General features: G+C 68.3%; 16 protein-coding genes and 1 pseudogene. 10 read left to right on the top strand and 7 right to left on the bottom strand.

Annotated features, from left to right (window positions below):
* Positions 1–22: 22 nt before the first annotated feature.
* Positions 23–472: pseudogene (locus FRCN3DRAFT_RS46000) on the top strand (zinc-binding dehydrogenase); the annotation flags it as partial.
* 305 nt (positions 473–777) lie between these two features.
* Positions 778–1722, top strand: coding sequence for a hypothetical protein (locus tag FRCN3DRAFT_RS49795; protein WP_157845253.1), 945 nt, complete (start codon positions 778–780; stop codon positions 1720–1722).
* Between the two features lie 183 nt (positions 1723–1905).
* On the opposite strand, the gene FRCN3DRAFT_RS58250 is transcribed toward FRCN3DRAFT_RS49795, so the two are convergent.
* From FRCN3DRAFT_RS58250 to FRCN3DRAFT_RS0224285, 3 genes are all read right to left on the bottom strand, one after another.
* A complete protein-coding gene (locus FRCN3DRAFT_RS58250) occupies positions 1906–2148 on the bottom strand; it encodes a CocE/NonD family hydrolase (RefSeq protein WP_232794309.1) in 243 nt (80 codons plus the stop codon).
* A gap of 134 nt (positions 2149–2282) precedes the next feature.
* Complete coding sequence (locus tag FRCN3DRAFT_RS0224290) at positions 2283–3731, bottom strand: sensor histidine kinase (protein WP_007510877.1); 1449 nt, start codon at positions 3729–3731, stop codon at positions 2283–2285.
* Entirely contained in the window at positions 3728–4513 is a 786-nt protein-coding gene (locus tag FRCN3DRAFT_RS0224285) for a response regulator transcription factor (protein WP_035925159.1), read from the bottom strand. Before FRCN3DRAFT_RS0224285 ends, FRCN3DRAFT_RS0224290 begins: the two co-directional genes overlap by 4 nt.
* Before the next feature lie 474 nt (positions 4514–4987).
* Between FRCN3DRAFT_RS0224285 and FRCN3DRAFT_RS0224280 the strand changes: the two genes are divergently transcribed.
* The 3 genes from FRCN3DRAFT_RS0224280 to FRCN3DRAFT_RS0224270 all read left to right on the top strand — a co-directional run bounded on the left by FRCN3DRAFT_RS0224280 (position 4988) and on the right by FRCN3DRAFT_RS0224270 (position 7716).
* Positions 4988–5989, top strand: coding sequence for a DUF3500 domain-containing protein (locus tag FRCN3DRAFT_RS0224280; protein ID WP_007510881.1), 1002 nt, complete (start codon positions 4988–4990; stop codon positions 5987–5989).
* Between the two features lie 137 nt (positions 5990–6126).
* Positions 6127–7353 carry a HupE/UreJ family protein gene (locus tag FRCN3DRAFT_RS0224275; RefSeq protein ID WP_198536032.1) on the top strand — a complete coding sequence of 409 codons (1227 nt, stop codon included), beginning with the start codon at positions 6127–6129 and terminating at the stop codon, positions 7351–7353.
* A 117-nt stretch (positions 7354–7470) separates the two neighbouring features.
* Positions 7471–7716, top strand: coding sequence for a hypothetical protein (locus FRCN3DRAFT_RS0224270; protein ID WP_007510884.1), 246 nt, complete (start codon positions 7471–7473; stop codon positions 7714–7716).
* Between the two features lie 87 nt (positions 7717–7803).
* On the opposite strand, the gene FRCN3DRAFT_RS0224265 is transcribed toward FRCN3DRAFT_RS0224270, so the two are convergent.
* Both FRCN3DRAFT_RS0224265 and FRCN3DRAFT_RS0224260 read right to left on the bottom strand, forming a co-directional pair.
* Positions 7804–8130, bottom strand: a complete 327-nt coding sequence (locus FRCN3DRAFT_RS0224265; protein WP_007510886.1) for a hypothetical protein — start codon at positions 8128–8130, stop codon at positions 7804–7806.
* Entirely contained in the window at positions 8120–9217 is a 1098-nt protein-coding gene (locus tag FRCN3DRAFT_RS0224260) for an integrase core domain-containing protein (protein ID WP_007510888.1), read from the bottom strand. The genes FRCN3DRAFT_RS0224265 and FRCN3DRAFT_RS0224260 overlap by 11 nt, the downstream gene beginning before the upstream one ends.
* A gap of 3 nt (positions 9218–9220) precedes the next feature.
* On the opposite strand from FRCN3DRAFT_RS0224260, the gene FRCN3DRAFT_RS57475 reads away from it, so the two are divergent.
* Entirely contained in the window at positions 9221–9652 is a 432-nt protein-coding gene (locus tag FRCN3DRAFT_RS57475) for an HNH endonuclease (RefSeq protein WP_425343324.1), read from the top strand.
* Between the two features lie 191 nt (positions 9653–9843).
* Here the strand turns inward: FRCN3DRAFT_RS57475 and FRCN3DRAFT_RS0224255 are convergent, their stop codons facing one another.
* Complete coding sequence (locus FRCN3DRAFT_RS0224255; RefSeq protein ID WP_007510889.1) at positions 9844–11502, bottom strand: GGDEF domain-containing protein; 1659 nt, start codon at positions 11500–11502, stop codon at positions 9844–9846.
* A gap of 566 nt (positions 11503–12068) precedes the next feature.
* Here FRCN3DRAFT_RS0224255 and FRCN3DRAFT_RS0224250 point away from each other — a divergent pair.
* Positions 12069–12341, top strand: a complete 273-nt coding sequence (locus FRCN3DRAFT_RS0224250) for a hypothetical protein (protein WP_007510890.1) — start codon at positions 12069–12071, stop codon at positions 12339–12341.
* Between the two features lie 364 nt (positions 12342–12705).
* Here FRCN3DRAFT_RS0224250 and FRCN3DRAFT_RS45990 read toward each other — a convergent pair whose 3' ends face one another.
* Entirely contained in the window at positions 12706–13140 is a 435-nt protein-coding gene (locus FRCN3DRAFT_RS45990; RefSeq protein WP_007510891.1) for a nuclear transport factor 2 family protein, read from the bottom strand.
* 161 nt (positions 13141–13301) lie between these two features.
* Between FRCN3DRAFT_RS45990 and FRCN3DRAFT_RS0224240 the strand changes: the two genes are divergently transcribed.
* From FRCN3DRAFT_RS0224240 to FRCN3DRAFT_RS54255, 3 genes are all read left to right on the top strand, one after another.
* A complete protein-coding gene (locus FRCN3DRAFT_RS0224240; protein ID WP_198536031.1) occupies positions 13302–13883 on the top strand; it encodes an acyl-CoA-like ligand-binding transcription factor in 582 nt (193 codons plus the stop codon).
* A gap of 348 nt (positions 13884–14231) precedes the next feature.
* Positions 14232–15308 carry an integrase core domain-containing protein gene (locus FRCN3DRAFT_RS0224235; RefSeq protein WP_007510893.1) on the top strand — a complete coding sequence of 359 codons (1077 nt, stop codon included), beginning with the start codon at positions 14232–14234 and terminating at the stop codon, positions 15306–15308.
* A 55-nt stretch (positions 15309–15363) separates the two neighbouring features.
* Positions 15364–16275, top strand: a complete 912-nt coding sequence (locus tag FRCN3DRAFT_RS54255; protein ID WP_198536030.1) for a serine/threonine-protein kinase — start codon at positions 15364–15366, stop codon at positions 16273–16275.
* Positions 16276–16388: the final 113 nt, after the last annotated feature.

The following is a 16388-nucleotide window of genomic DNA, read 5'->3' as shown; positions in this document are numbered from 1 at the left end:
GGCGTGCTCCAACGGCAGACGTGGTGCCAACCGGCAGGGCGCCTCGGACGTCGCTGTCGAGGCGCGCCATCCCCACCAGGCCGAAGCCGGTGAGCGCCTCGGCGCCCGGCTCAAGGCCCGGGGCCTGTACGACGTGGTCGTCGAGGCGGCCGGGTCGCCGAGCGGGCTCGCCCGCGCGACCGAGCTCGTCGCCCCGCACGGCACGATCGTCTCGGTGGGTGTCTACCTGAACAAGGTCGAGCTCGACTGGATGAATGTGTTCCACTGCGAGGCCAAGATCATTCCCTCGATCGGGTACTGCCGTCATGAGAACGGACGCGATATGGAGGACGCGGCGGCCATGCTGGCTGAGAATTCGGACATCGCCCGGACACTCATCACGCATCGGTTCCCCCTCAAGGACACCGTCGAGGCGTTCCGGGTGGCTGGTGACCGGAAGGCGGGAGCATTGCGAGTGGTGATCGAGCCATAAGTGCCGCGGGATTGACTCCAGCCTGGAGCCTGCCCGCGTGTCACAGCTCGTCCAGATGGTCGACGTGCCACCGCAATGATCGGCGCTGGGTCGCCCATCGGCCGGGCTTCCGGGCAGCGTTCTGAGTCTTCCGGCCGGGCTTGACCCGAAGGTGGAGCGGGGGTGGGGGGCGGCGGGCCGGCAAGCAAAGTCATTCGGCGAGGACCGACTATGCCGCCGTCGACGCGACCCGGTCCGGTGGACTATGTTTGCACACGAGGAGTGGCTTTGGCATCCGGGTTGGAGTCGCGGGAATGTACCAGCTGATGACGACCGTCAGTATTCTGATCGACGATATCCATGCTGGCGTGGAGACGCTGCGTAGCGCTATCGGCATCCCGCAGCCGCGACCGCGGTCCTACCGGAGCGGCCCTGGCATCGACGCGGTGTTCTGCCGCGTCCACCCCAGGTATCCGGTCGCGCCGACGTTTCTCGAGCTGGTGGCGCCCGGCGACGCCCACGTGCCATCAGTAGCGTCCGGCGCCCCCGAGAGCCGGTCGCACGAGACGAGCACGACGACCGCTGTCTTCCCCGCGCGGGAGGTCGCTCAGCTACAGGGCGCCCGGGCCGTCAAGTGGCACGCCACCGAGCTCGCGATGACGGACGAGCAGATCGATGACCTGGCCGGGCATCTGGATCGCCTCGGCGTCGCTGTCGGGTTCCACCCGCCTGACCGCCGCGACCGGTTCTACCTCGGAGGCCACCCGGCTTCGGCCACCTACGACCCGGCAGCCGACACGGGCCTGTTCATCGAGGCGACCAAGAGCGGGCACCTCGGCCTACCTGACGAGGCCTTCCACGCGCCGGCCGACATCCCACCCGAGGCCTCGCCCGAGGCCATGGTGCGGATCGTCGCTCGCGAATATCTGGTGGCGGACCTCGACGCGACGCTCGGCGCGCTCGAGCGCAACCTGCGCTGGACACCGAGCTCGATGGTCGAGGAAGACGGCTGCCGCCGGGCCGTCATGCCGTTCCGCGCTCCCCGCAGCGCCCGCCTTGAGCTCGTCCAACCGACCGGACCCGGCCGCGTCGCTGACCGCTACCACCAGCTCGGCCCCGGAGCCTGGACCATCCGCGTGTCGGTGGTCGACCTTGAGGCGAAGGCCAAGGACCTCACTCAACGCGGCACGCCCTACACCCTCGGCAACGGCGTCCTACGCCCCGACCCCGCAACGACCCTGCAGGTGCCCTTCGAGTTCATCGCTGCCTGACCCGCGTCGCCTACCTGGCCTCATGCCCGGCCAGGTCGCGGGTCGCTGTGCTGCTGGCCCCGCAGACGGGGAGAGCCGCCAGCGAGCAGCCGGTCGCGGAGCCTGCGGCCATGGCGGCAGCGCCGACTCGGTCATGTGCGGGATCATCGCCTTGACCTCGGCGGGCAGGCGGTCGGCCACCGCCTACTGCACGTATCCGAGGTAGCTGAGGCCGACCAGCACGATCGCGCCGGCGAACCACGGCTGTTTGACCATCCAGTCCAGTGTTGCCAAGCCGTCGTCCCGCTCCTGCCGTAGTGGGTCGAGTACTCCGCCGGAACCGAACCCGCCGCGCGTGCTCTGGATGAGCACCTGGAACCCCCGTTCGGCCAGCGGCCTGGCCATGAACAGGCCGAATGCTCCACTCCGGCCGTATGGAGAACGGATCAGCGCGGTGGGCAGCGATTCGCCCCCGGCCGGGGGCCCACCGGTCCGCGAGTAAGTCGACCACGTCAGGCATCGGCACCCGAAGATCCCGCTGGACGACCAGGTCTCGTGTGGACGGCGGGGGAAGCTTTTAGTCAGGTGGCGGGGAGCGTGAAGGTTACGGTTAGGCCGCCGCCTGGGGTCTGCGAGGCGGTCACGTGTCCGTTCCAGCTTTTGACGATGGTGGCCACGATGGACAGCCCGAGGCCGCTACCGCCGACCTGCCGGGATCGGGACGGATCCTTGCGCCAGAACCTGTCGAACATGTGGGCCTGCTCGTCGGCGGTGAGCCCAGGGCCGTCATCGGCGACGGCGATGATGACGTTCGCGCCCTCGTGCCGGGCATTGATCTGGACGCGCGTGCCTGGGGGAGTGTGTGCGCGGACGTTGCCGATGAGGTTATCCAGCACGCGATGCAGCCGAGCTGGTCCGGCCGCTACCATGCCGAGGCCCGCGGCGAGTGTCAGCGTCACGGGCCAGCGTGGATCGACGGCAACCGCCGTATCAACCGCTTGTCTGATCACTGCCGCGAGGTCAGCGGTTTGGGCCTCCTGTTCAGTAGATTCTTCCGCCGCGGCGAGGGTCAGCAGGTCCTCGGCAAGGTCACGCATCCGCGAGGTCTCACGCTGGATGCCAGACATCGAGCGGGCGAGATCTAGCGGCCGGTCCCGGGCACCGAGATCGAACAGTTGTGCGTACGCCGACACGGCGGCGATCGGCGTCCGGAGTTCGTGTGAGGCGTCAGCGATGAACCGCCGCAGGCCCTCCTGCGTGGCCTGCTCCTTCGTGAACGCGTCGTCCATGCGCTGCAGCAGCAGGTTGGTCGCGGTCGCCAGCTCGTGCACCTCGCGTGTTGTCGTGTCGACCTGGACGCGGACGGCCAGGTCGTTCGGGCTCAGCGATTCGACGGCGTCCGCCAGCCTTCGCAGCGGTGTGAGGCGGCGCCGGACCACCCAGAAGGCGGCGCCGGACGCCAGCAGCAGCGCGGCCGCCGTGACACATGCCTCGACCACCGCCAGGCGATGCAGCAGCCGGTCGTTCTCGCTGCTGGGAAGAGCCAGGATGACGACCTGGCCGTCCTTGTCCGCCGAGACCTTGACCCGCAGCCGGGGGCCTGACGGCTCGCGGGACCGGGTGTCGAAGAACGCCGCGGGTCCGCCGGGGCCATCTGATCGGGCGACCGTGGGCAGGACGGACGGCAGGTTGGCCGTGAAGGGCCGCCCGGCGGCATCGCGGCCTGCCTGGGTAAGCAGAACGGTGCCGTCAGCGCTGATGAACTGTACGAAAGGCGCGACTCTCGGGCCCGGGGCGTTGTCCCCATCGTCGTCGTCCCCGTCGCCCGTCGCGTCCTGACTGGTGGTATCGCTCGTGTAGTGGTTCAACGCGACTGGGGTGTCGCGCAGCGCGGCATCGAGCCGATCGCGCAGGTACACCGCGAAAGCCAGGTAGGTGGTCGCGCCGGACAGTCCCAGGGCCGCGAGCAGGACCGCGGCGACAACCACCGCCAGCCGCGCCTGCAGTGTTCGAGGCTGGCGAGATCTCATGGAGCGTCCGCGCGCGCGAGCGCCGCTGTTCCGTCCTGTGGATGCAGGGCGTAGCCGACGAGGCGAACGGTTTTGATCAGCGATGGCCCGTGCTGGTCAAGCTTGCGCCGTAGGTGACCGACGTACGCCTCGACGATGTTCGGAGTCCCGCGGAAGTCCTCGTCCCAGACCGCGTCCAGGATCTGCTGTTTGGACAGCACGCGCTGCGCATTGTTGAGGAAGAACGCGAGGAGGCGAAACTCGGTTGCCGTCAGATGGACGGCCACGCCCGCACGCCAGACCTGATGACAGTCCAGGTCGAGAACGACGTCGTCGCACACCAGCCGCCGGCTTCCTGAGGGCGTGGATCCGTCCTGGCTGGCCTGGCCGAGCAGTTCCACGGGTGGGGAGGCCATCGACATCGCCCTGCGCCGCATGACCGCGTTCGTCCGTGCCACGATCTCCGCCAGAGAGAATGGCTTGGTGATGTAGTCGTCCCCGCCGGCGCCGAGGCCCGTGACCTTGTTGGCGAGGTTGCCGCGCGCGGTCAGGAACAGCACGTGGCAGTCCTGACCGGCCGCCCGCAACTGCCGGCACACCTTAACGCCGTCGATGTCAGGGAGCATCAGGTCGAGGATGACCACGTCCGGAGGCTGTTCACTGGCCGACTGCAGCGCCGAACGACCCGTCGCGGCCTCGCCGACGTCGAAGCCCTCGTAGCGCAGCGCAGTCGCGACGGCGTCCCGGATCGACGGCTCGTCGTCCACGACGAGGACGCGGCCGGTGTTGGCGGGTGCGGGCACGGGCCCATTGTCGCGTGGAGCTTCGGGCGCCCGGCAGCCGGTCGGGGTGCCCGCGGGGCCTCTGTCCATCCCCGCGTTCAGCGGGCATTCAGCCGTCAGCGGGGATTCAGAAGTCCTCCGTACGCTCCCGGACCGGTACCCGCCCGCGCCTGAAGGAACCGGTCATGACGTGTGCATTCGTCGGCGGCCACCGGAGTACTGACGGAGGTTCGACGATGTTGTCGAGCGTGTCGGCCACGGCCGGCGTGACAGCAGCGACGCGGTCGACGTCCGACTCCGTGGGGCTGGCGCGGCACTCGTCACGATCAGAGGAGACACATGCATAGACGCCTTGCCATCACGTCCGGCGCCTTGTTGTCGGCGGCTCTCGTCATCGGGGGCTGCAGTTCAGGTGGTTCCACCACTTCGTCGCCGTCAGCGAGCGCTACAACGCAGCAGAGCAGCAGCCAGAGCGCGGGCGGCGTGGGCGGAGGTATGCAGCAGTTCACGGCCGTCAACCTCAACACCAACGGAGCAAGCCCGGGCGGCGCGAACACCGCGGAGGTCGTCAAGGCGGTGAACGCGTTCCTCGCCACGCTCGACGCCACCCAGCGGGGCAAGGTCGAGTACGACTTCTCGGACAACAAGGCGCGACAGACCTGGTCAAACTTCCCCTCGACCGCCGTGCCCCGGGAGGGCATCGTCCTGTCCGACCTCAGCGCCAGCCAGCAGAAGGCCGTTGCCACCGTGCTCCAGGTGGCGCTGAGCCCCACTGGCGCCCAGCAGGACATCGACATCCAGAAGGCCGACGACTATCTGAGCAGCCTCGGGGGCCAGGGCGCGGACGGTTTCGGCAGCCTCAAGGACTATTACATCGCCGTTTACGGGCAGCCGTCGACGACGCAGCCGTTCATGGTCCAGTTCGGCGGGCATCACCTGGCCCGCAACCTCACCTACAACGGCGACAAAGTGAGCGAGACTCCGCAGTTCGTCGGTTCCGAGCCGACGTCGTTCCAGTCCGCTGGCGTCACGGTCGAGCCCCTGAAGGCCGAGTCGTCAGCCATGTTCGGCGTGCTTGCGGCGCTCGATGACCAGCAGAAGCCCGCCGCGGAGATCACGTCGGGGACGTTCGACGACCTGGTCATGGGCCCTGGCAAGGACTCGGGGACCTTCCCCACCGCCGAGGGGCTGCTGGTGTCACAGCTGACCGCCGACCAGCAGAAGCTGGTCATCGCGGCGATCCAGGCATACGTCGGCGACCTCAGCGGCACGGCCGCCACGAAGCTGATGGCCAAGTACGAGTCCGAGTTGGGCCAGACTCGCATCGGCTGGTCCAACAACACCAGCCCGAGTGGGGAGAACAGCTACATCCGCATCGACGGCCCCAGCGTGTGGATCGAGTTCATCAACACCCGTAGCCAGAGCACACCCAACATCCATTTCCACTCGGTTTACCGGGACAAGACCAACGACTACGGCAGCAGCAAGCCGAGCTGATCGTGGATCTCGTAGCTGTGCCCCGACCGGCGCGCGGCAACCGACAGCATTCCCGGCGCCGCCCGCTCCGCACCTGGGCGGCCCGCGCCGGGATGCTGCTCGCGTGTCTCGCGGCCGTGTGGGCAACGGCGACGGTCATGGCACCGACGCGCGCGGACGCGCACCCGCTCAGCACCACGGCGATCCTGCTCGACGCCACGCCGGACCGGGTGACCGGCGAGGTCGAGTTGCCCATCGACCGGCTCGCCATCGCTCTCGACCAGCCCCTCACCGCGGCGACCGTCGCCCGTCCGGCCAAGCTCGAGGAACTCCGCCGCTACGTGCTCAGCCACACCTCCGCGGCCGACCAGAACGGCGCTCGGTGGACCGTCACCGCCGGCGGCGGCCGCGTGGAGAACATCGACGGCGTCGATCACCTCGTCTTCGACCTCGTCCTGCAGCCACCCAACGGCACGGCGCACGACTTCCAGCTCAGCTACGACGCGATCGTGCACCATCTGCTGTCACACCAGATCATCGTCTTGCTGCGCCCGCACGGCTCCGACAGCTACACCACCGTAGGCGTGCTCGACTGGCAGCGACACACCATCGGCGTACCAGCCGCCGGCGCCACCCCCGAGCAGGGCTTCGCCGCCGCCGTACACCTGGGCGTCCGACACATCGCCGAAGGCGCCGACCACCTGCTGTTCCTGATCATGCTCCTGCTGCCGGCACCGCTCCTCGCCCACCACGGCCGATGGGTCAGCGCCGACAACCTGCGCCGCAGCTGCTGGCGCGTCGTGCACGTCGTCACCGCCTTCGCCGTCGGGCACTCCATCACCCTTGCCCTCGCAGCCCTCGGCTACATCAGCGCTCCGACGCGCGTGGTGGAAAGCCTGATCGCCCTGTCCATCCTGGTCTCCGGCGTCCATGCCATCCGGCCTCTCGTCCCAGGTGGCGAGGCGTGGATCGCAGCCGGATTCGGGCTCATGCACGGCCTCGCCTTCGCCGCACTGCTCGGCGGCCTCGACCTCGGCCACGGATCCCTGATCGTCGAGCTGCTGGGATTCAACCTCGGCATCGAACTGACCCAGCTCATGGTGGTCGCCCTGCTCATGCCGTCACTGTTGGTCCTCAGCGGTACCCACATCTACCCGGCGGCACGCCTCACCACCGCCGGCATCGGAATCGTGCTGGCCGCGGCATGGCTCGCCGAACGCACCACCCTGATCGCGAGCAACCCGCTCAACCACGTGTCTGATGCGCTCATTGCACATCCATTCGTCGTCGCTGGAACCGTCGCGGTCACCGCGGCGGTCAGCTGGGCCATACCTGGCCTGCGAGTAGGTCGTGCGGCGGAAAGCCTCGGTCCGCCCGAGGTGTAACGGGCTCCGCCCGATCGGTGACTGGTGCCTGCGACGGTTCGCACTGGACGGCACCGCGGGCCCCGGATCGACATCAGCGGAGGTGACTGCGGCGACAGCCGCCACCAGGAAGGCGACGTGATCCTCGAGACCGGGCCGGTACGCGGTGACGCGAAGGCGGTCTGGCTCGCGTCGGACCTCACCGCGGTGGCCAAGCTCAACGGCTGCAGGCCCGGCGAATGCGGGGTGCCAGACCCGTACCGGTTCGGCTGGCAGCTGGACGGGACCGATCTCGTGTTGAGTGACTTCGTCGGGTTCGGCCAGAACGCCGGAGTCGACCTCGACAACAACTTCACACTCGTCCGCTGGAAGAAGATCAGCTAGCGGCGCTTCGTCGGATCGGGCTGGCGTTGGCGCGCCGGGCGGGCGCGCGGCTGGCTTTCGCCCTTGATCTACCAGTCGGCCGGTGCGCTAATTGGGCCTGGTCGAGTGGGGCCGCAGTGTTGTGGTGGAGGGCCTGGCCTGGCTGGTAGCGATACTTGCAGCGTCGGCGAAGCCAAACAGCTCAAGGTCGCGGCCGGGCGTCTCCTGGCTCCACCGGTGGTCGAAGTTGACGACCGGGTTCGACGGGTCGGTGATGGACGGCTTGAAGGGGCGCGCCTGGAGCCACTCGTCCAGGTCGCTGACCATGTGTAGCAAGGCGGTCGGCAGGTCGCTGTAATAGCCGGGATCGTAGATCTTCTTCCACTCTTCGACCTTGTACCTGCCGAAAAAATGTCCGGGCAGGTCAGGCTGCATGTTCGTACTCGTGCAGGATGCCGCCGAGGCGGTCGTGTCGGTGGATGGTGAGGTGGGTGAGCCGGTCCGGGGCGGTGATCGGTTCGGGCAATGGCTGGAGTGGTCTGGCGCTCGCGATGCCCTGATGGGGTCGATGCAGGTTGTAGAACGCCTCGCATGCGCGCAGGGCGTGCAGTAGGTGGCGCTGGTTGTAGATCAGGGTGCGGTCGAGGAGTTCGCGGCGGCAGGTGCGCACCCACCGCTCCATGATCGCGTTCATCCGTGGGGCCTGAACGCCGCTGCGGACGATCCTGATCCCGGCGTCGGCGAGGATCGTGTCGAACAGCGCCGGGTATTTGGCGTCGTGGTCGCGGATGAGGTAGCGGGCGGTCGAGGCGGCGTCGTGGAGGTCCATGGCGAGGTTGCGAGCCGCCTGGGTTACCCATGCTGCGGTGGGGTGCGCGGTGGCGCCGAGGATCCGGACCCGGCGGCTGGAATGTTCGATCACCGCGAGGATGTACAGGCGTGTCCCGGTCAGGGCCGCCGTTTCGACGAAGTCAGCGGCCAGCAGGGCGTGGGCTTGGGCGCGGAGGAAGTCAGCCCAGGTGGTCGCAGTCCGGTCGGGTGCGGGGTCTATGCCCGCGTCGCGCAGGATCTCCCAAACCGTGGACGGAGCGACCTTGACGCCGAGGACCAGGAGTTCGCCGTGGATCCGCCGGTAGCCCCAGCTGCTGTTCTCCCGGGCCAGGCGCAGCACCAGGGCTCGGATCGAGCGGAGGGTGCGGGGCCGGCCGCGCCGCTTGGGGCGAGAGATAGCGGCGTAGTGGCGGGCGATCAGACTGCGGTGCCAGCGCAGGACGGTCTCCGGACGCACCAGCAGGCGCAGCCCGCGCAGCGTTGGCCGCGGCAACGTGTGCAGGAGCGCTGCGAGTAGGGCGCGGTCGGCGGGCTGGAACTGGATCCGTTGGCCATCGAGCTGGCGTTGCAGCACGGCGATCTGGTGCCGTAGCGCGAGGATCTCGATGTCCTTGTCACGGTCACCGCGGGGCAGCAGGCGCAGCAGCGCGAACGCGTTGGAGACACCGAGGTAGGTCAGCTGAAGCAGCATGAAGTGGCATCCTCGTGCACTCATCGGCCCTGCCGGGCGGGGGCCTGGCGTTGGAGGGCAACGATCAGTCCCGACGGCTACGACCATCCTGACCAGGGCGGATGGCATTTTCGGCATGCACAGCGTTTCGGAGGTATACCGCTGCATCGGAAGCCAACGGCTGCCCTCGAAGACCGAGCGCCAATCTTGGCCACGGCCTGTGGCAACGAGCTGATCCACCGGCTCCTCGCGGGCGCGTGCGAACTGTGCGGAGCGACGGAGCAGGTGGAAGTACACCATATCCGCCACCTCGCCGACCTCAACAAACCAGGACGACGTGAAAAACCGGCCTGGGTCCGCCTCAAGGCGAAGCGACGGCGAAAAACACTCGTCGCCTGCCGCCCCTGCCACGAGGCGATCCACGCCGGACGACCTACCACGCAACCCAAGGCATAACCACTGGAGAGCCCGTTGCAGTTAACGCTGCACGGCGGGTTCGGCGGGAGGTCGACGGAAAAGGAACCGCCCGAGGCGGTCACCTCGCCGGCGGCCTACCCAACTCTACGAGCGCCGAGGGGTGAGACTCCCCTCGGCGACTCACCCAACGCCACGCCTTCTCCCACGTAACAGCCCGATCATGCCGGTAGTCAACGCGGACCGCAGTCACGGCCAGCCGCGGCGGACTCGGGCAGGTCCGGCCGGTAGACCATCAGCCTGCCTGCCCGCTCGCGCTTGGCGGCGTACATCGCCAGGTCGGCTTGGTGGAGAAGAATGTCAGAGTTGACCGGCCGGGCGGTGGTTTCGTCCACCGTCACGAGACCGAGGCTGGCCTGCGGGGTGTAGGGCCGCCCGGCCAGCAGGCATGGCTCCTGGACTGCGGTCGCCAGTCGCTCGCCCACCCGGCGGGGATTGTCGGGGCCGCTGCCGTCGAGGATGATGGCGAACTCGTCCCCGCCGAGCCGTGCGACGGTGTCCACCGCTCGCGTCCCCGCCCGCAACCGCTCCGCGCTGATCTTCAGAAGTTCGTCCCCGGCAGCGTGTCCGAACTCGTCGTTCACGTACTTGAAGTGATCAAGATCAAGGAAAAGGATCGACACTTGCGGTTTGTCCTGGGTGTCAGCGTCGTCGTCTCGCCCCGGTGCGAGTGTCCGCTGTAACCGCCGGGTGAACAGGGCCCGGTTCGCCAGGCCCGTCAATGGGTCATGGAAAGCCAGGTGCTGCAGTTGTTGTTCGCGTTCCCGGATCTCGGCGAGCAGCCGGGTGTTCTCCGCCAACGTGACCATCTGGCGGACCAGCGCCACCAACAGCAGCCCGACCATTGTGTACGTCTCGAACCGGTCCGGCCGCGCACCCGACAGCAGCTTGCCGGCAATTAGCAGGCCTGCCGCGGCGAGCGCCACATAGGGCAGCAGGACGTGCGCCCACATTGCCCGCGGGCCCGCCGCGGCGGTGCCATCAAGCTTCGTCGCGGCGTGTATTGGCACCAGCGTTGCCAGGAAGGTGAGCATCCAGCTGGCGGGGAATCCGATATAGGCCCCCGGCGGGGCGTCGCGGTTACCCTCCGCCGTAAGGTAAAGAAAGGTGTTACTGGCGACTGTGAAGATCAGCAGGCCTGCGCCTAGCAACGCCAGGATCGCTGGGGTACGTGGCCGGCGGAACGTCGCGATCAGCAGTACGGCGGCGGCGAGGATCATGCTGGTGGCCGGCTGGACCAGAGTGAACAGGAACTGCATGAGGTTGGGCGCGCGGGCTTGGACAACCTTGGCGAGCACCGTCCCCCACTCCAGCAGGGCGATCGAGCCGACGATCAGCGCGGAGTCGAGCATCGTGATCGTGTACCAGCGGTACTCCCCACGCCGCACCGTCCTGCCGCTCCCGTCCCGGCCGTCCACCGGTTCGGTGGGCAGGGACAGCAGCCCAACCAGTGTCAGCGGATAGAGCACGAAGAAACCCGCCTGTGCCGGGGAAAACCGACCCATTGCGGAGCCTCCGGCAAGCAACGCCTGCACCGTCCCTACGCTGGGAGCGACCGCGCCGGCAGTGGCGAGACCGATCAGCAGCCGCCAGCGGCGCTCGGCGCCGCGGACGCGCCGGGCGGTCCAGAAGCAGGAGACCGCCGTCGCGGCCAGGAACATCGCAGCGGTGGCGGTGAGGGCAGCGGCAGCCAGCCGCGGGTCCAGGAGCATCGCCAAAGCGAGGTCCAGCCCAAGCACCATCAGGGAACCCACTACTGCACACGACAACGACTGTGGCATGCGGCCGGCACCGGTCGACCGCCACAGGCTGAATGTGCGCAGTCCGGACATCGGTCGAACCCCCTGGCAAGTTTACCGCTGGGCGACGTGCCATCGGTGCTGGTCATGAGGGGTTTGAGGTGGAGGACGGCCAAGAGTAGGCGGTGTCGTCCCGTGGCCCAGCCGATGGTGGCGTCGAGGTCGGCGTGGAGGCCAATGAGCCGGTGACTGCTGGTGGCTTCGGGCAGAGGCTTTGGCGGCCGGCTGCGGCGGTTCGTGTCGGCGACCGGCATGTTCGTGCGGTGTCTCGGTGTCTCGGTGTCTCGGTGTGTCGTCTGTCCGCCGGTCCTGGTGTCGGGGTTCGTGGGGTTCCGGTGCCCGCCGGAGATGATCGTGCCGGCGGTGTGCTGGGCACGAACATGCCGCTCACCGAAGATCGGCACATAGTCGGTGATTTCGGTCCGGACGTCATGGCACAGTCACATCCAGCGGATGCCCATACACAGAACCCTCAGCATCCGCGTCATCCCAGGTCGGAGGCCGCCACGTATACCTCGTGTCAGACCGGCTGACGTCTGGGGTGGAGGCGCCACCAGAGGCCAATCGAGCGGCCAGCGATCGACCGCGTCGCCTCAGGAATGAACGCCAACATCCGCACCATCGGCGGCTCCATCGGCGCCGCGCTCATGGCCAGCATCGTCACCTCCGGCGCCACGCCCAGCGGCCTACCCCGGGAGGCCGGCTACACCCACGGCTTCACCATGCTCGGCGGTGCCACCGTGCTCGCCCTGCTCGTCGCTCTAGCCATCCTCGCCGCCCGCCGGACCCATCCGGCGACCGCCGAGGACCTGCCGCACGCCGAGATGGGTCTGGTAGCCGGCGGTACCCTTCTCGGGGCTGATCCCAAGTAAGTCGCCTCACCCCGGACAGTTCCGCGAAAGTCGGTACATCCGCACTCACAGTTGGGGTGGTATCCCGGTGCTCGGCGTAACCACTTCTGAGGCGGACTCGACAGTGACCTCCACGGCTACCGGCGGTGGTAGCGAGAACGCCGGGGACAGCGGTGCCACCGAGGCGGGCCCGCGGTTGCGTCGAGACGCTGCCGAGTCTCACTGATCATTTCGGCGTGTTCGGTGGAGGCGACAGACCCCCTGTCGGGTCGTGCTGTCGCCGCCGGGCCGAGGACCTAATGCTCGCCCCGGGGAAAGGCACATAGCGGCCATTGTGGCTGGCCGTTCGTACCTTACCTGGACGGCCAGTAAGGCGGGCCAGAGGTCACTTCTGCGCCAGGACCTCACTTGGGTAGATCCTGCCGAACAGAACCTCGTTGGTGTGGATGGTGTCGTAGTACTCGCGTATGGACCGGATCGTGCCGTCGCGCACGTCCACGGCGAAGAAGATCCGGTTGTCGTACACCTTCCCCGCGGGAGACACCCCGCGCACCTCGGCTTCGACCGCGACCCGGTCACCTTCCGCAATGCTCCCAGTAACTGTCAGTCGTATCCCGCCCGGCATGGCCTTCCTTACCATGGCCACCAGTCCGGCGATCTCCTGCTTGCTGTAGGTGCCGGCCAGCGGGATGTACTCCGGCTTTCCGGACACCCGCCACGTGGCTTTCTCGTCTAACAGGCCCAAGGCGGCGCCGAGGTGCCCCGCCGACAGGTTCGCGAAGAAACTCAGCACCACTTTTTTGTTCTCTGCCGCACTCACGCATGCACTCCTTATCGATCCCGATCCCCACCTGCGGCTACCGAGGCCTGGCCAGCCGGCGAGGGTGGCAAGTACTGACACTCGGTCCCATCACCGAGGCCAAGTTACCATGATGGGGCGCATCGCCAGACGAGGTGTAGAGTTGCAGGGTGAGCGGAGGCGTGAGTACCAGGACGAGAGACATCGCCCGGGCCGCTATCCGGGCCGAGCTGGCCCAGGTTGCCTTGGAGCTGTTCCAGCGGGAGGGCTTCGACCGGGTCACCATCAACGAGGTAGCCGCGGCGGCCCGGGTGTCGCGCAACACCTTCCTGCGCTACTTCGAGACCAAGGAGGACGCCGTCATCGGCGCCTTCGAGGCCCGGGGCCAGCGGGTCGCCGACATCCTGCGCGCCCGGCCCGCCGCCGAGGACGACTGGACGGCGCTACGACGCGCCCTGGACACGGTCGCCGAGTACTACCGCCGCGACCCGGGCGCCGCCCTCGCGACGGCCCGCCTCATCAGGGAGACGCCCGCGTTGCGTGCCCGACTGCTTGAGAAGCAGTGTGGCTGGCGCCCCATCCTGGCCCAGGCCCTCGCCGAACGCACCGGCTCCACCCAGCCTGAGGCGCTGGGCCTGCTGGTACGAGCTGCCGTCGCCCTGGACTGCCTGGACATCGCCGTCGACCGCTGGACGGTCTCCGGGGGCCGCCTCGACCTGGGCGACCTGCTCGACGCGTCCTTCGCCGCACTCGCAACGCCATGAAGAACCATGCGCGGTCAAAACGCAATTATGCGCCGGCCAGCCCGCCACTACCGGGCCAGGTCCAGCCAGCGACGGTGACACGGCCGCCAGCGCCGCATTGGCAGTACCGCCGGCACGGCGACCAGATATCGACGCCTACCAGATTTCTTCCCCGCGCCGGCACCACCGCCTTTCCTTTCAGGCCGTCGCAGGCAATTACTCTGCGTATGAGCCAGCATTGGCGGAATAGCCACATTCGTAGTATCGGAGAGCTCCCACCATGAGCATTGTTGTCACCGTTGCCTGTACCGTGCCAGAACCCAGTTTCGGGCCGTTGACCTGCGACTTCGCCGGCAGGCCTCATGGCGCATGATCGTGGCTCATGGTGGTGGCTTGGTGTATCTGGTCATGGTGAGGGTGTTCGGCTGGCTCGTCCTGCTGACGCGCAGCGACGCGGCGCGGACGACGGAACTGTTGGTACTGCGCCACGAGGTCGCGGTCCTGCGCCGCCAGGTCGGACGTCCCCGGTTCACCTGGCCGGATCGCGCGGTCCTGGCCGCGCTGGCCCGGCTGCTACCTGGGGAGGTCCGGTCGTGCCGGCTGGTGACCCCGGCGACGTTGCTGGCGTGGCATCGCCTCCTGGTCCGTCGGCGCTGGACCTACCCGCATCGGGTCGGCCGTCCGCCGGTGGATGAACAGCTGCGGACGCTGGTGATCCGCCTCGCTCGGGACAATCCCACCTGGGGGCATCGCCGCATCCAGGGAGAACTCCTCGGCCTGGGCCACCGGATCGGCACCGGCACGGTACGTCGCATCCTCGCTGGCGCGGGTCTCGGCTCGGCGCCGCGACGGCACGCCGACACCACCTGGCGCACCTTCCTCCACGCCCAGGCCAGCGGACTGCTGGCCACCGACTTCTTCCACCTCGACACGATCGTCCTGCGCCGGCTGTACGTCCTGTTCGTGATGGAAATACAGACGCGCCGCGTCCACATCCTCGGCGTCACCGCCCACCCGACCGGAGCCTGGGTGACCCAGCAGGCACGCCAGCTCGCCATGGATCTCGACGGCCGGACCGACGCGTTCCGGTTCCTGATCCGCGACCGAGACGCGAAATACACGCAGGCGTTCGACGACGTCTTCGCTTCCGAAGGCATCCAGGTCGTGCGGACCCCGCCGCGGACCCCGCGGGCGAACTGCTACGCCGAGCGGTTCATCCGCTCAGTCCGAGAGGAATGCACCGACAAGATCCTCGCCTACGGAGAACGCCACACCACGGCCGTGCTCGACCAGTACGCCCGCCACTACAACGACCACCGCCCCCACCAAGGACGAGGCCAACGCCCACCGAACCACGACCCGGCCACCGTCACGCCCCTCGACGGGCCGATCCGCCGCCATAAGGTCCTCAGCGGCGTGATCAACGAGTACCACCGCGCCGCCTGACCGAGCAGAGAAAGTGCAGGTCACGGCCCCGGATCGGGTTCTGGCACGCTACACGATGGGAACGCCCGCGTTCATGTCGCCGGAGCAGGTCATCGACGGACAGGCGGAGCGCTCCTCGGACGTGTTCTCTCTGGGCGCGACCGCCTACTTCGCGGCGACCGGCGAGTACCCGTTCGGCAGCGACATCGCCGTCTATCACCGCATCGAATACGCGGACCCCGACTGGGAGCCCGTCCCTTGGCCGTTGCGGCTCGTACTGGTCCGCTGCCTGGCGAAGTCACCGAAACAGCGGGCCGAATGCGCCGACATCATCGACCTGTGCGGCCGCCTCGCCGGCGAACTCGACGTGCGGGTCGGCAGCGTCACGGTCCCGACGGCGTCGCGCGGCCTGCTCGGCGAGGGATGGCTGCCCGACGCCGTGGATGTCGAGATCAACCGATACCGGCGCGCGGCAGCCACCATGTTGCCCCCACGCACCCACCTCCGTGGGAAAGCCGAACCGCCTGCCGAGCTCGACCGGACCCCCGCAGACACCCTCCGCCATTCCGCGTCCACCAGCTGGAGTCGCCCCCGATGGGTCACGATCGCTATCGTCGGCCCCGCAGGCGCGATGGTGCTGGTGCTCGCCGGGCTGCTCGCGCTGCTCGGTCGTCACCACGGCCACGCCAGCGGCGACACCACAGCGCTCTCGCTGGCACCGACCGTTACGACCCCAGCCATCCCCCCATCCGCGACGGCCGCAAGCCCATCCAGCGGGCGGCTCACGAGCCTGTCGACCAGCCCGCCGACGCCAACGCCGACGCAAAAGCCGGAGCCAACGCCAACGCCGACGCCGACGCCGACGCCGACGGTCAGCGTGACACCCACCCAGCAACCTTCAGCGACGCCAACGTCGGGCTTCGCAGGGCTGGTCTACGCCCTACTCAACCCTTCGTCCTCCACGACACCATCCCCGTCGACGCGCTGACTGCGCGCCCACCTACCCCGTCGTCTCCAGAGCGCGCTGTTCGCAGGAGCGCGGACGTGATCCCTCCTGCGGTTCGTTCTCACGTAGCGTGGTGCTCAGGAGAGGAAGTGATG

The sequence above is a fragment of the Pseudofrankia saprophytica genome (assembly GCF_000235425.2).
Classification (GTDB): Bacteria; Actinomycetota; Actinomycetes; order Frankiales; family Frankiaceae; genus Pseudofrankia; species Pseudofrankia saprophytica.
Note: the sequence above shows the minus strand (reverse complement) of the source record. Positions and strands in the feature narration are given on the sequence as shown.

Excerpts from the sequence above, each read along its gene's own strand:
- FRCN3DRAFT_RS49795 (WP_157845253.1), top strand. The coding sequence starts at position 778 with ATGACGACCGTCAGTATTCTGATCGACGATATCCATGCTGGCGTGGAG.
- FRCN3DRAFT_RS0224290 (WP_007510877.1), bottom strand. The coding sequence starts at position 3,731 with ATGAGATCTCGCCAGCCTCGAACACTGCAGGCGCGGCTGGCGGTGGTT.
- FRCN3DRAFT_RS0224280 (WP_007510881.1), top strand. The coding sequence starts at position 4,988 with ATGCAGCAGTTCACGGCCGTCAACCTCAACACCAACGGAGCAAGCCCG.
- FRCN3DRAFT_RS0224275 (WP_198536032.1), top strand. The coding sequence starts at position 6,127 with ATGGCACCGACGCGCGCGGACGCGCACCCGCTCAGCACCACGGCGATC.
- FRCN3DRAFT_RS0224265 (WP_007510886.1), bottom strand. The coding sequence starts at position 8,130 with ATGCAGCCTGACCTGCCCGGACATTTTTTCGGCAGGTACAAGGTCGAA.
- FRCN3DRAFT_RS0224260 (WP_007510888.1), bottom strand. The coding sequence starts at position 9,217 with ATGCTGCTTCAGCTGACCTACCTCGGTGTCTCCAACGCGTTCGCGCTG.
- FRCN3DRAFT_RS0224255 (WP_007510889.1), bottom strand. The coding sequence starts at position 11,502 with ATGTCCGGACTGCGCACATTCAGCCTGTGGCGGTCGACCGGTGCCGGC.
- FRCN3DRAFT_RS0224250 (WP_007510890.1), top strand. The coding sequence starts at position 12,069 with ATGAACGCCAACATCCGCACCATCGGCGGCTCCATCGGCGCCGCGCTC.
- FRCN3DRAFT_RS0224235 (WP_007510893.1), top strand. The coding sequence starts at position 14,232 with ATGATCGTGGCTCATGGTGGTGGCTTGGTGTATCTGGTCATGGTGAGG.
- FRCN3DRAFT_RS54255 (WP_198536030.1), top strand. The coding sequence starts at position 15,364 with ATGGGAACGCCCGCGTTCATGTCGCCGGAGCAGGTCATCGACGGACAG.